This window comes from Labilibaculum sp. DW002 (genome assembly GCF_029029525.1).
GTDB classification, from domain to species: domain Bacteria; phylum Bacteroidota; class Bacteroidia; order Bacteroidales; family Marinifilaceae; genus Paralabilibaculum; species Paralabilibaculum antarcticum.
The window spans coordinates 229,790-244,462 of sequence record NZ_JAKJSC010000003.1 but is presented as its reverse complement, the minus strand read 5'-3'; the positions used below and the strand labels follow the sequence as shown (position 1 = coordinate 244,462).

General features: G+C 34.3%; 8 protein-coding genes. All 8 read right to left on the bottom strand.

Annotated elements, in window-relative coordinates:
- Positions 1–126: 126 nt before the first annotated feature.
- Positions 127–7,671 (bottom strand): T9SS outer membrane translocon Sov/SprA, encoded by a 7,545-nt coding sequence (sov, locus tag L3049_RS15295; RefSeq protein ID WP_275110690.1) that lies wholly within the window; start codon positions 7,669–7,671, stop codon positions 127–129.
- 45 nt (positions 7,672–7,716) lie between these two features.
- Positions 7,717–8,298: a Holliday junction branch migration protein RuvA gene (gene ruvA / locus L3049_RS15290; protein WP_275110689.1), complete on the bottom strand. Its 582-nt coding sequence runs from the start codon at positions 8,296–8,298 to the stop codon at positions 7,717–7,719.
- A 140-nt stretch (positions 8,299–8,438) separates the two neighbouring features.
- Positions 8,439–9,494, bottom strand: coding sequence for a 4-hydroxythreonine-4-phosphate dehydrogenase PdxA (gene pdxA / locus L3049_RS15285; RefSeq protein WP_275110688.1), 1,056 nt, complete (start codon positions 9,492–9,494; stop codon positions 8,439–8,441).
- Between the two features lie 254 nt (positions 9,495–9,748).
- On the bottom strand, positions 9,749–11,188 hold the full coding sequence (locus L3049_RS15280) for a leucyl aminopeptidase family protein (protein WP_275110687.1): 1,440 nt from the start codon (positions 11,186–11,188) through the stop codon (positions 9,749–9,751).
- 161 nt (positions 11,189–11,349) lie between these two features.
- Positions 11,350–11,730 carry a hypothetical protein gene (locus tag L3049_RS15275; RefSeq protein ID WP_275110686.1) on the bottom strand — a complete coding sequence of 127 codons (381 nt, stop codon included), beginning with the start codon at positions 11,728–11,730 and terminating at the stop codon, positions 11,350–11,352.
- Positions 11,731–11,734: 4 nt separating this feature from the next.
- Positions 11,735–12,733, bottom strand: a complete 999-nt coding sequence (locus L3049_RS15270; protein WP_275110685.1) for a DUF4837 family protein — start codon at positions 12,731–12,733, stop codon at positions 11,735–11,737.
- Between the two features lie 28 nt (positions 12,734–12,761).
- Positions 12,762–14,210 (bottom strand): lytic transglycosylase domain-containing protein, encoded by a 1,449-nt coding sequence (locus L3049_RS15265; protein ID WP_275110684.1) that lies wholly within the window; start codon positions 14,208–14,210, stop codon positions 12,762–12,764.
- A gap of 210 nt (positions 14,211–14,420) precedes the next feature.
- Entirely contained in the window at positions 14,421–14,618 is a 198-nt protein-coding gene (gene tatA / locus L3049_RS15260; RefSeq protein WP_275110683.1) for a twin-arginine translocase TatA/TatE family subunit, read from the bottom strand.
- Positions 14,619–14,673: the final 55 nt, after the last annotated feature.

Below are 14,673 nucleotides of genomic sequence, written 5' to 3'. Positions count from 1 at the left end.
GTTCTTTATTTTGCCCCAAATTTACATTTTTTTTCCAATTATAAAATATGACTTCTTTCAGTTTTCACTGTTTTACAACTTATTCTTACTCATTCCATTTATCCCAAATAAATCAACTCATCCGTATTAATTAGCTAAGGTAAAGCGTACACTAACACCAAATTCGGTTGTTGTAGTTGGATAAGAAAGAGAAACATAAGGCTCGTTAACAATTCTATCGTAATATAAACGAAGGTTGAAACGACTACTTAAAACATAATCTGCCGACATTTTTATAGTTACAACTTTCTGCCCCGATGTCAATTGATCAACTTCATCAACAATCTTTCTAATAATTGTATTATTCTTTCTAATAGACAAGTCTCCACGAAGATTTAAACTACTATTAAATTTCTTCTGACTCGACCCCTGACCGATAATTAACCCTAAATTGTCAAATCGATAACCTAACCCAAATATAAATTCGCTTGAAGCAACCTCAGTTAACTGCGTATTTGCAAGACTCAATATTAAATTACGTGTTCGTTTAATTTCGAATGTTGTAGTGAAATTATTTTTCCACATCATATCAACATTAATCAAAGGATTAAACTGTTCGTTAATTGAAATAGAGTTGGCTTCATACATAGGTAAAAAGTTATTCGACATATCTTGAATAATACTATAACCATCGTCGCCAGCTTCGTATGTTAAATTCGTATTGTAAGAACCTACATCATAAGTAGAAGTATACGCATGACTAAGGTTTATCGATTTAAAGTATCTTTTTATAAGTGGTAATTTCGATAAACCATCAAATGTTACCCTCCAGTTCGGCATCATCTTCGTGATGCTTGGGAATAGCTTATTATACTTACTTCCTCCTCCACCATATGCTTTCAGAAAGGCTGGAATAAGCACTTCTTGAGAAGTTGGACCATAGCCCTCATAATAACCCGTTTCAACAGTTTGCTGATTGACACCTTCTCCAATTACAATCGTTTCTTTCTGATTTAAATAATCTTCCCCATATCGATTCTTAGCCAATCGCATCGATTCTAATTTTCGATTCGTCAGGAATTCATCAAAATATTCAGAAGAATAATCTCCAGTATTACCAATGGTAAAGAATGCTGACTTCAGACTTAAGAAGCTCATGCTAAAATTACCCGATTTCACTAAATTCTCGGCACTAAACTCGTCATTCCCTTCGTCGTAGATATAGTACTCACTTCTATTTCTAGAAAAATTACGGTTTGCAGTCAAGTCTATCTTCAATCCTTTAACTGGCTCAATAGTACTACGAATTGTGAAGTTCTGAGTGTGAGTCATTACAAAGGGTTCATTCAGTGCCTCGTCAGTAGTAATCCATCCATCAGCAGCTGCATTTCTAGCAAAACTTTTGTCTTGATTACCAACTAAGAAATTAAAACCTGGTGCCTTTGTTCCATTATATGATTCACCTCCGAAATAATTCGTTTGTGGCAAATATCCTGGTAAAGTGGTAGAATTAATCTCCGAATAATTAAGAGAGATATTCCGTACACTCATTAAAGTTCTCAAGAAATTCTCTCCAATTATAGCGAGTATACCATCTTTTTCGGTTAGTCGACCATTTACCCTAACTCTTACATCTTTTACGTTAACACTTGATGTAATTTTCGCTCTGTTGCCTGTTACCGCTTTTACTTTAAGCTTAACCTCTTTCCCTTGCTTATCATAGGCCTTAACAGTAATATCTGTGGTCATTAGCTTATGGTAAATCGAAGTTGGAATTCCAGCCTTTAATTCATCAACATTGCTCTCAAAATTAACCTTTTTATAATCTTTAGCTTTCTTCTTGTATTTTCGATTCGAACTATATTTTCGATTAATTTTCTTTAGTAAACCTACTTTATTATACAAATTAACCATGTTCAACTGGCCATTAACTTGTATGTTATTCGAATTTCGAATTGTGTTTCCTAGCTCTATAGTATCAGATGTTATTGCCCCAGCATTCCAATCATATGAACCAGAATAACGCGTGTTTAGTGAGGTCCAATTTAAAAATGGAATCTTATTAATAGGAACCGTATAGGTAACATTAAAGTTATGATGGTATTGAATATTTCGACCTCCATCCATTAAATTGTTCCAAATCGAATCTTTCCAAATGTTATACGTTTCTCTGTCTCTATCTCTATCAACAATTCCTTCAGGCTCATCAATACGAGATGTATTTGTTGCCGAAAAATCGAACTTCAATCCTTTGGTTAAGTTGTATTTTAAATCGTAATAACGGTACCAAACAAAATCTTTATCAAAAGTAGGTTTGATTTTAATCCCCGGCTCATCAATGTTTCGCTTCTCAATTTCTCGATAATATCTTTGCAAATCCGATCGGAAAGAAAGCTGAGTTGGTAAATAGTAGAAATTAAAATCTTTCAACAAACGAAACATTGGTTTCTGAAATGCTTTTACCTTTTTAAATGGTTGAACATTTTTGGGTCTGTTGTTATAATTATAGCTCAATACTCCTCGGTAATTCTTTTCAAGATCACGTATCGTATTTACATCTCTAGAATAAGTTTCGTTGAAGGAATAGGTAACTGCTAAATTGGAAACATCCAATAATTTAGGCTTCCCTTCAGCTTTTTCAATTCGAACATTGGTCAAGTTAAAACTTTTTCGCTTCGTATATTCCTGTGAAATACGCTCAATTGAATCCCTCTCTGTTTTTGAGTTGGCATTTTCCAATGCTACGTCCAAAGGAATATCAGGATCTAACGGATTGTATTCAGGACTAATTGTTTCTTCTGATATTGCGTAATACAATGGAATTCTAACACCTGATTTCTCTGGGAAGAATTTCCCCAGCTCAAAACTTGCAGAAAGGTCATATTGGAAAATATCATCTTTGTAACGATCGTTTACACCATCTTCAATACCACCAAAACCCGAAGTAATTTTGCTTCCTGCCCAAGTTACCGTACCAAAATCTGCTAATTTAGTTGTTACTCTTAGATTCGCAGCCCATCCACCGTCTTCATCAAAATCTGATAAACGTAACTCATTCAACCAAACTTCTACTGATTTAGGTAAATTATCATCACTTCCTGAAGCATCTTCGTCAGGATTTTTAACACCAATCATTACGGTTTTTACATTTGCTAAATTAGGATTACCCTTGATTCTAACAATATGATCCGCGTGTAATGGATCTGCATCGTTGGTAATGTCACCAACCCTTACATCATAAACATCTGAGTATTGCAATGTGGAACCGGCTTCTCGTAAACCATCATTACGTAATTGTTTAATCGTTTGGAATAAGCGAAGTTTGAAATCAAAACGATTCTCATCAGGCCATACACTTAAACGATCATTATCATTATTCCCATCGTAAATTCCCGGTTCGGTTAATTTCAATGGAATTTCATATTCGTAGTAGTTATCCTGATAATCAGCTCCCAAACGAATAAAAACATGTACTTCTTCATCATTCAGTGTATAACCTTCAATTTCTTCGGCATGAACATCCATCTTCAGTTTACCATACTTTCTGATATCCATGTTTAGGGTTTTGTAGGCTCCCTTTCCTTTTCCATCTTCTAAGTCAGTTACTTTTAATAAGATTGCCTGCTCATTCAATTGAATTAATTGAGGATTACTTGGGTCAACTACACGATCGATTCCTGGAGGCAAGATATAATTCACTGGTTCCTTGCTGGCATTCTCCTCAATGTTAATGGCTGTAATATCAAAGCCTGCATCGGAAAGAGAACCATCTAAAGGATCTTCGTTAATCGACTGATCGTATCTTCTCCAATCATCTCTTACCAAATCAAGTGTCGCAAATCTTAAAATCACATCTTCTTCAAAATCTTTCATGAACATTCTCATGAATCGAATTGATGTAAAATCACTTATGTTACCATATGTATTTTCATATTCATCAACAGGAATCTTAAACTGATACCAATTTACAGTTCCTGGAGTTCCATTTGCTAAATCAACATTACTGGTCACCTTATCAACAATAAAATTCTGACCAATCTCCATTTCATCAGGAGCTAAATGTACCTTGTATTGATAATATGCCTCTGACTCACTTAACGTATTGTCATGATTAATATCTTCAACATCAGGTAAAGTAGTAGCAGATGTAGGATATCCACTTCCCGAAGAAGTTGGAGAGTTACCTTCTGGACCATTAAATTGTTTGTAACGATCTAAAATACTCACTTCATCACTATCGTAATCTGCACCTCTAAAGTAATGATAATCATCACTTGAAGGGTCATTCTGAGCTAAAACGTATGCTTCTGAACCAGAACCTAAATTAGCCGAGATTGAAATAGCTTGTATATATTCTTTATAATGCGACAATTCATCCTCTGAACTTAATCCATCCAAACCAACATCTTGATATTTTCTAGAATTGGTATTGTTATCGAAAGCATTCACAAGAGACTGAACCAAAGGAACTCGTCCCCATTTTGTACTATCCACAAGTGTAACCACTTCGTCAGTTGGCAAACCATTCTCAAATCCCTTTCTTGAGTCACGTAAAATATCCTCTGAAATATTCCCTAGGTTGATTAACACATCACCACCTTTATGCGTCTTGTCATAAGCAAATGGATCCATCATCCAAAACTCGATATATGCAATGTTTGCAGCTTCAAAGTCATTGGTTTCAATCTTACGCATAATACCTCCCCAACGAGTTTCCGGATCTCTCAAGGTTCCATCCTCATTCATACCTGTTGAAATATCTGAAAATCCGTCAACATCGAAGTTATATGGCCCTTTTTCCGATGGGTAATAGGCTAAATTTAGAACCGAAATATTCGTAGGAACTCCAGTTGCAGTTTCCTTATTTGGCCAAATTTCTTCTTCATAAATTTCACGTACATAGTGATTTGATAATTGCTCCTTATCAGAACGAATATGAGCAGGCGTAGTTGAAGTGTTTCTATTAAAAAGCGGATCAATTACATACCAAGCTAATTTTGCTCGATTATAACCATATGCCAAATCATTATTCAAATCTCCTTCTTTAAAATCGGGATGATTTTGTGGTGTACTTGCTAAAACCCAGGAGTTATAGTTCTTCATATCAATAGAAGTTTCAGTTCCTTCGAAATCATCGATATAAGCCGTTCCTGAGCTACCAATCGCTTTATTATGTCCTGGCATTAGCTGGGCAAATTCACCTTCAATAGAAATTTGAGATGGTTCCTTAGTTTCTATAAATGGAAGTTTATCAACCAAATTGGTTAAGAACATCGATTCTGTCCTATATGATCCATTTAAACCCCAAATGGTATTCGAAATAGGTTCATCACCAATATTTACCTTCTGCGTTAAAGGCTGTTCAGACAAGTGCATAACTGTTGCACCTAAATTAAAATCGTTGTTAAATTGGTAATCCATTTGAACCCCAACCAAAGTTTTTGTCTGAATATTGAATAATGAATTACTTTCCGAAGAGATAGAGATTGGTGTTCCAGCTTCCAAAAGAGCTTGGTTAATAATCTTCACTCTACCTAGTGTGTAGTCTACAGTGTAGTCAATATTCTCTATAAGCTTAATTCCCCCGGCTTTAACTTCAACCGATCCTGGCTGAACATTCAATGCATTCAAAGAAATTTCAGAGCTGGTAGATGACTTATAGCTTCCTTTTAATGAGAATTTATTTTTTTCGGCAATTTGCTGTGCTTCATTCTGCGTTAATTCATATAACTCTTCGAACACATATTGATCTGCTAAGGCATTATCATTAATTTCATTTCTTAGATAGCTACCGAAAGGCTCTATCGATGGGAAAATAATTCGACCGTTTGTAGAGTTAATCGTAACACCATCAAGAAAGTCAAACATCCCATCGGGACTTGGATCTAATTGCGAATTCAAGTTATCAAGGTTCATCAACCTTAGTAAAATCTCATTCTTTCCAGCACCATCAACATCTAAATAATTCAATTGAGAACCTGCCTGATCGTTTTGATAAAGAACATTCAGAATAAAATCCTCAGCATTAACTTGGTAAGCTCCAATATTATAGATATTCTTCATCATTAACTCCCAGGTAGGAAGTGTAGGATTCAAATTAGTTCCTTTCAACAATTTCATGATAAGGGTTTGTGGAGCACTTACTCCATCGCTTGTAAATTCTCCAACTCGAAAAACTTGTCCTCGATAGGTATATTCATAGGAAACTGCCAAAACTTCATCAGCATTTAATGCTTGATTTAATGAAATGTATCCTAATTTATCATTTATCGAATATTCTGAATCTGATAACCTACGAGCATTCTCCACTTTTTCGTAATCGGTGCCACTCGCAAATCCAGGAGCTAAAGGTCCCAATGTACTTGTTACACTATTAATATCTCTAACGTTAGAGTAAGTGGTAGTCATCTGCTGATAGACATCATTCAAATCATTCCCTGGTAATGTTCCTGTTCCTATTTGGGAAAACTGTCCTGGATTCGAAATGTTAGCTGCGCTTTCACCTAAATCAACATATGCAACAAGGTTTCTAGAATTCTGAAAGTTGGAGGTCTTATTGGTTATCCATACTTCAACTTTATTGATCGAAATACCAGAATTTATAACTGGTAAATTGCGCAAGGACTCATCGTAATGATCGTAGAAATATTTAGATAAAAAGAAATGTCGATTGGCTTCATATTGATCTACAGAAATCTCAAACTCATTTTTTTGAGCGCCATTTTCCATTTCAACAACACTAGTTTCTCCTTTTTGTTGCGAAAAAATCGATGTAACCGATAATTTACCAAATTGCAATTGAGCCTTTACCCCAAATAGGTTTTGTCCTCCTGTAATTAAGGTATTTGATATTGGCATAGAAACATTACCTGCCTCAATCTTTTTTATGATTTCATCTTCATCACCGGAATATTCCAAGCGCATTTGGTTTTCGAAATCAAAAGTGGCTTCGGTATTGTAATTCACGTCCATTTTTAATTTCTCACCAACTGTACCCGTAACGTTCATCTGAATTTTTTCATCAAAATCGAAACTAGTTGTTTTTCGAAGGTTTACTGGAAGTGTAGGATTTTCAACTTTAGTTGTATTAATTCCGAAAGTTAATTCGGCAGAACCTTGTGGTTTAATTGAAATGGTATTGCTTCCAAAAATTTTATCAACAAATTGGCCTCCTAATTTCAATTCTGGAACCAACTCACTACCACCTGAATTTCCGTCGTTACGACTTCTTTCCATCCAGTAATCGCGAACCGATTTTTCCGCTTCGTATTCCTTGTACTCTTCGGCAGTCATACTAATACCTCGACGATACTCCATTTCGCCAATTCTCTTCACCAAAATATAATTTCCCGTTTCAGGATCATATTGAATTGATGTTAGAATATTCTTTGGATCTTTAAGGTAAAGAGGAGATTCTTTTTGAGAACCAAATTCCTGGTTTTCATTCTCATCTTCAAAAGGATAACGAAGCGTACTATCTTTTGCGTTTGGGTTATCTTTATGAAAAGGAGATTTATTATTAACCAATCGTCCATTTTTTGAGACAACACGCTTAGTAGTATCCTGCTGTTGTAAATTTGAAATTTGAAATTCACCACTCGAATTACGAGCATTCAAACTGTAGTTTCCACCAATGGCGCTACATAACAACAGGGTAAATAAGGTCAGAGTATATTTTAATAGTTTTTCCAATGATTGATGATTACCTTAGGTTAGTAAAGCAAATACGGTCTTCAATTATAATTGTTTCAATGCTAGCTTTATTAAATCCTCTACACTGGCAGATGGATTTGCAGCAAATAATTTATCGATAACTTTGGTTACAGAATTCTTTGCAAAACCCAACATCACTAAAGCTGATAACGCTTCATCTTTAGTAGTATTGTTCTGTGAGAAAGAAATATCAGCTATATCTGTATCTTTTCCTAGTTTATCCTTTAATTCAATAATTAATCTTTGTGCTGATTTAGCACCAATCCCTTTCACTCCTTGTAGAGTTTTCACATTACTCGACACAATAGCCGTTTGAATTTCGGAAGGTGTTAAAGAAGAAAGCATCATTCTTGCTGTGTTAGCGCCAACACCCGAAACGGATATTAAATGACGAAAAACACTTCTTTCGGAGGCATCTATAAAACCAAATAACAAGTGTGCATCTTCTCGTACAACCTGATGAAGATAAACTTGTGCATTTTTATGCCCAGACAATTTAGAATATGTGTTCAATGAAATATTTAAATAATAACCAATTCCATTCGTTTCTACAACAACTGAAGTAGGAGTTAAATCAACCAATTCTCCCTTAATGTACTCAAACATAAAAAATGATTTGAATTTTCGTTTAGTCCCTTAAAATATGCAAAAATATGCAATTTTTATAATCAATACTTCCCTTTTAACAAAAAAAGAAAGAGCGATTTACAACAAACCGCTCTTTATAGTATTTTGTTAACAATTCCTTACGAATTTTTAGCTCCTTCTGACACCTTTAAAGGATCTTTATTAATCTCTTCAAAGTTTTCTCTGTTTCTATAAACATCAATTGCCATATAAAGTGCCTTCTGAAAAGATTCCGGAGAAGCAACATTTGTTCCTGCAATAGCATATGCTGTTCCATGAGCAGGAGATGTTCTAACCTTAGATAAACCTGCTGTAAAATTCACTCCCGAATCAAATGACAGAGCTTTAAAGGCTGTTAAACCTTGATCGTGATACATCGCCAAAATTGCATCAAACTTTGAATAATCATTCGAACCAAAAAAACCATCCGCTGGATATGGACCTAGTGCCATAACGCCATTCTTTCTCGATTTTTCAATTGCAGGAATAATTACATCCTTTTCTTCTGATCCGATTAATCCATCGTCTCCTGCATGTGGATTCAAACTCAATACGGCAATTCGTGGACGTCTGATACCAAAATCTTTTTTCAAAGAAGTGTTTAAGATATCAAGCTTGCTCATGATATTCTCTTTAGTAACCACTTCGGCTACTTTTGAAATTGGAATATGTCCTGTAACAACGCCAACTCTCAATTTCTCGCTTATCAACAACATTAAAGATTTTCCCGAATTGATTCGCGACTCTAAGTACTCTGTGTGTCCTGGAAAAACAAAATCCTTCGACTGAATATTCTTTTTATTGATAGGTGCTGTTAGCAAAACATCAATACTTCCATCATTTAGATCCTTTACTGCAGATTCTAAAGATGCTAATGAGGCAGCTCCGGCACTTGATGTAGATTTACCTAATTCAACTTTTATATTCTCATCTGTACAGTTAATTACATTAACTCTTTTAGGATGAGCTTCGCTAACTTCCTTAATGTTATTCAAACTAAATCCTTCGATATCCAATGCTTTACGATGGTAAGCTGCCACCTTAGGTGAGCCGTAAATAATCGGTGTACAAAGTTCATATATTCTATTGTCCATCAAGGTTTTAATAATAACCTCGTATCCAATTCCATTTATATCACCTTGAGTTATTCCAACTTTTATTTTAGTGTCTTTCATCAAAAATATTTTTATTAATGGACTAAAAATCCTGATTTCAACTGTCTAAACCACCCATATTGATAAATGGAAGACAAAAAAAGAATCCTTAGCTATATCGTTAATATCTAATCAAACTGCTTTACACAAAAAGGCAAACAATTTGATTCTTAGATTTATATTATAGATATACATCTCTAAAAGAAGTAATATCAAGCTAATCAAATACAAAAATAGAAAGATTCAAGAAAAGAGCACTATCTTTTAACTTATTCCTATGAGCGATACTGCTTAATAAAATCAAATAGCAGACGAACACCTACACCTGTACCACCCTTACCTCTATAATTATCTGTTGCTCCAAGGTAAGCTGGACCAGCAATATCTACATGAATCCAAGGATAGTTCGTAAAATGCTCTAAAAATTTCCCTGCTGTGATCGCTCCACCATCACGGCCACCTATGTTTTTTAAATCTGCAATATCCGATTTAATCAACTCACCATATTCATCCCAAAATGGAAATTCAACAACTCTTTCGTACACTTTTTCTCCAGAATTTTTTAGTTGTTCCATTTGAAATTTGCTTTCCTCATTTCCCATTGCAACAACACCATATTTTCCAATAGCAACAGCTGCTGCACCTGTTAAGGTAGCTAAGTCAACAACAAATTCTGGTTTATACGACTCAGCATAACTCAAAGCATCGGCCAATAGCATTCTACCTTCAGCATCTGTATTTAGTACCTCAACCGTTTTACCATTGTACATTTTAACAACATCACCAGGAACATATGCATTTCCTCCAGGGCGATTATCTGTTGCTGGAATTAAACCAATAACATGAACAGGTAATTTGGCTTTTGAAATTGAGTAAATAGCACCAGCTACCGAAGCAGCACCACCCATGTCCGATTTCATTAAATCCATACTGTCTTTCGTAGGTTTCAAACTTAAACCGCCAGTATCGTAAACAACACCTTTCCCAACAAAAACAATTGGTTTTTTATTTATAGCTCCTTCTGGTTTCCATTCTAAAATGGTAAAACTTGGATCATCAAGACTTCCTTTGTTCACGGCTAAAAGTCCACCCATTTTAAGGCTTTCAATTTTTTTTCTGCCAAAAACTTCTACAGAATAACCAGCTTCATCACCCATTCTTTGAATCTCTTCACTCAATTTTTGTGCTGTAAGATAACTTAATGGTTCGTCAACTAGTTCTCTAGCAAACTTCACACCTTCAGTTACTGAAATTAGCTCCTCAATTTGTCTTTGGCTTACTGAATCACTTCTTAATTCGATGGCTTCGAGACAAAATTTTAATTTCTCCGTATCCGAAAAATATTTAAGAAATTGATAGTTACTTAAGGAAATACCTTCAAGAAAAGCTAATGTAGCTTCGGTATCATTTAATTGGTCAAGAATAAACAAATTTGAGATTTTACTTTCTAGCACTTTGCCATGGAGAGAGAAAGCATCCTTTCTCATCGATTCCAAATCCTTAGTTTTATAGGATTCCTTATCAGAAACAAATAAATAGACTTTGTGTGTGTATCTGTTAAACTCGATTAGTTTAACCTCATTTTTAAGCTGCTCTTGTGCAAAATTTATCTCCTGATCTGATAAAGGAAGATTTTTAAAATTCTTCAGATTAGCTAGATAAAGAACGTTTTCGCCCTCTTTTGCTTCTTGATATTTTTCTAATATTATTTTCATCTGTGCAAATGTTAGTTAAAACATACGAACTACAACAAGAATCTTGAAATAAATCAAGATAACTTTAGTAAAAGTTATAGTCAAGTAAAAATAATAAAATTCTTTACGGAAAGCATTATGTACCAAAAAGTAAAAAAGCGCAGCTTACTGCTGCGCTTTCTCTATAATTTATCCGGATTTTCTTTAAAGTAATTTCGGATTAAAACCTTTTTCAACTCCCTGAGAATTATTAATTCTGTTAGTAAATCAGATTTAGGCACATCCGGAAACTTTAATTCCGTATTAATAATTTGTTTTTCACTTACATCAATTTGATACAGTAAAAGTACAAGTCGATGATAATCACGATCAAGCAAATAAATCAAATGTTCTTTTAATTGTGCAAAAAGTTCAGAATAAGCATAATTTATATCACCCGAAAATTGCACATCCATCCCAAACTGATCAAAATCTTTTTCGATTTGAGCTGCAACTTGCCTTATTATTTCTTCTCGATCGCGATAAGGCTCTATGCTTAAATTTTTAAAATCAGGTAAATTCATATTCTTACTTCTCAACTATATTATTGTACGAGTACATAACTGCCTCTAACTCTCTTAACAGTTCTCTTTTGTTATGATTTGGATAGTACACATAAGAATCTAAACAAACGACTTTATTATTTTTCTTATCAAGGAAAGTAATGTTTAAGAATGGTCCGCCCATAAAGTCATTTTCTACCTTCCATAAACCTCTTGTTTCAGAAGCATAGTTCCCCATAAATTCAAAATAACGATTTGATATCGGATAACCTTTCTCAGTTGTCATATAGGAGCCTTCAAGTGGACCAGGAACAAAGTTCCCAAGCAAAATATTTCTCTTTTTCACCACAGCATCCTTCGTAAAGGAATCTTCAGAAATGTAGTCGTAAGTGTAAATAAACATCCCTTGACTAGTAGTAGGTGTTTCTTTACTAATCCAAAGAAAATCACCTTCTTCTTTGTTAATTGTATATCCTGAAGGGAATGTCAAGGTAAAATCGTACTTCGCTTTTAGCTTGTCAAAAACTTCCTGAACAGTATTTTTTTTGAACACTTTAAGTTTGCGATTTCTTTCTCCTAAATGAAAATAAGCAATGATTTTATTTCTATTTTCAGTTAGCATTTTAATCATCTCTTTGTTATTCTTCGCCTCAATCTTCATAAATGATTGCGACTTCGCATACACCGCGTCTTTTACAGATATCTTACTCTCTGTAACTTTTGACGAAACTCTTATGTCTAGTATACTTCTGTGCGTTTTAAACATGCTTGAAAAAGCATTGTGCGAAAGGTGAAGAATATCAAACAAAGGTTCACTTTGAGGCAATCCAATCTGCGTATCATTTAATACCGACTTTAAAGAATCACCAACACTTCCTTCATATAAAGCGTCGTTAATTAACACCAAAACTTCACCAGATTTCCCTGTCACAACAGGTCTTAATCCTTTTGTTGTTTTTTTGCAAGAAGACATGCTTGCAACTACAAACAAACAAAGCGTAACTACTTGAATTATTCTCTTCATAATATCTATTTTACAGAGACAAATGTTTCTATTCGTAACGAATTATTTTCAAAACCATTCCAGGCTCAATTGTCTGGGAATGACTCATGCTATTCAATTCTACAAGATCTCCAACAGAATCCACATCAAACTGATTTGCAATAGAATTCAAACTATCACCAGATTGAACCTGATATAATAAAAATTTACTCTTGCGCATGGAAGGATCTCTTTCTGGTTTATGTGCTAGGGTATCCGAAGGATAAACCCATATTTTTAATTTTTGGCCAACAAATATATCTGAACTACTCATGCCATTCCATTCCTTAATATTATTAATGGTGCATCCGTAATTCATTGCAATCTTGTGAAAGTACTCTCCTGATTCCACACTATGAAGAAGGCAAAACTTACCCTTTGTAGAGGATAAATCCTTTTGTAAATCAAGATATTTCTTTGGAACATCTTTCATTCCATAAATAATTTCTTCCGAATCGATAAAGGCACCTACTTTTTCTATTGGTAGAACCAATTTTGCAGGAAGTTCGCACAAAGGAATTACGTCTTTTTTATAAATAGGATTCAATTCACGAACAGCTTCAACAGGAAGACCTAAAACTTTTGCCACATGTTGAAAAGTCAATGGCTTACTTACATTCACCTGAGAAATTCTAAAATAAGGATATTCATTTTTTGCCGGTACAATATTGTGCTCAGAACTGTAATTCATCACATAATTAACTGCGATAAAAGCAGGCACATAATTTTTTGTCTGATCTGGAAGATATGGAGAAATAGCCCAAAAATCTGTTTTCCCTCCTGAACGTTGGATGGCTTCTCTTACAACTCCAGGACCTCCATTATATGCTGCCAAGGCCAATTTCCAATCCCCAAAAATACGATGCAAGTACTGCAAATATTTACAAGCTGCTTCGGTTGACTTTTCAGGATCCATACGTTCATCTATATACGATGTAATCCTTAAGTCGAACATTTTACTGGCATTGTACATGAATTGCCACAAGCCCATTGCTCCAGATCTTGATCTTGCTTTAGGATCTAAGGCTGATTCGATAACCGACAAGTACTTTAACTCTAAGGGAAGTTCATATTTATCCAGGTATTCTTCGAATAATGGAAAGTATAACTCCGATCGTTCTATTATTTTGGCTGTTTTTTCTCTATGACGAATAGCATACGCATCGATATAACGCCTAACAACTGGCTTAAAATCTAATTGTATTGGACTTTCGGAATTCAATCGATCCATTCTTTTCTGATAAATTTCATCAGAGAAAACAGGAATAAAATTAGCATTAAGGACTGTATTGACAGGATGTTCTTCTTTTAAAATTTCATCCGTAAAATGAAGCAATCGTTGATTTATTTCCTGAACATTATCAGGTTTCTTCTTGTGAAGAATACGAAAAGTAGACTGTGCGGATAGAGGCACAGAAAACATGAAAGAAATAATGAAAAGAAGTAAATTTTTCCTCATAGATGTAAGCAATTAATTGCTCCTAAATTTCGCAAAATAATCTGAATTCATTGTAAATTCTTCAACCAAAATAACATAAAAAAAGCATTTTATTGCAAATGTTATGGTCAAAATGAATCTAAATAACTAAAAAATTAGTTTTCAACTAATTATTTTCCCAAATCATGAGATATAAAAAAAGGTAGGAGAGCCTCCTACCTTTTCAATTAACTATTTATCAGTTGATTTTTTATCTTTATTCTCCTTGTCATCATCTTGATCGGTAGCTTTTTTAAATTCCTTCATTCCTTGCCCCAATCCCTTCATCAACTCTGGAATTTTTTTACCTCCAAAAAGTAATACAATTACAAATACAATAATAACGATTTGCCAAGGTCCTATCATACCGGCTAAAACAAAAAGGTTCATATCTATTGATTTTTATTGATTTACAACACTAAGTTAATAATTTTTTAAGCTAATC

Excerpts from the sequence above, each read along its gene's own strand:
- L3049_RS15275 (WP_275110686.1), bottom strand. The coding sequence starts at position 11,730 with ATGAATTTACCTGATTTTAAAAATTTAAGCATAGAGCCTTATCGCGAT.
- tatA (WP_275110683.1), bottom strand. The coding sequence starts at position 14,618 with ATGAACCTTTTTGTTTTAGCCGGTATGATAGGACCTTGGCAAATCGTT.
- L3049_RS15270 (WP_275110685.1), bottom strand. The coding sequence starts at position 12,733 with ATGAAGAGAATAATTCAAGTAGTTACGCTTTGTTTGTTTGTAGTTGCA.
- L3049_RS15280 (WP_275110687.1), bottom strand. The coding sequence starts at position 11,188 with ATGAAAATAATATTAGAAAAATATCAAGAAGCAAAAGAGGGCGAAAAC.
- pdxA (WP_275110688.1), bottom strand. The coding sequence starts at position 9,494 with ATGAAAGACACTAAAATAAAAGTTGGAATAACTCAAGGTGATATAAAT.
- ruvA (WP_275110689.1), bottom strand. The coding sequence starts at position 8,298 with ATGTTTGAGTACATTAAGGGAGAATTGGTTGATTTAACTCCTACTTCA.
- L3049_RS15265 (WP_275110684.1), bottom strand. The coding sequence starts at position 14,210 with ATGAGGAAAAATTTACTTCTTTTCATTATTTCTTTCATGTTTTCTGTG.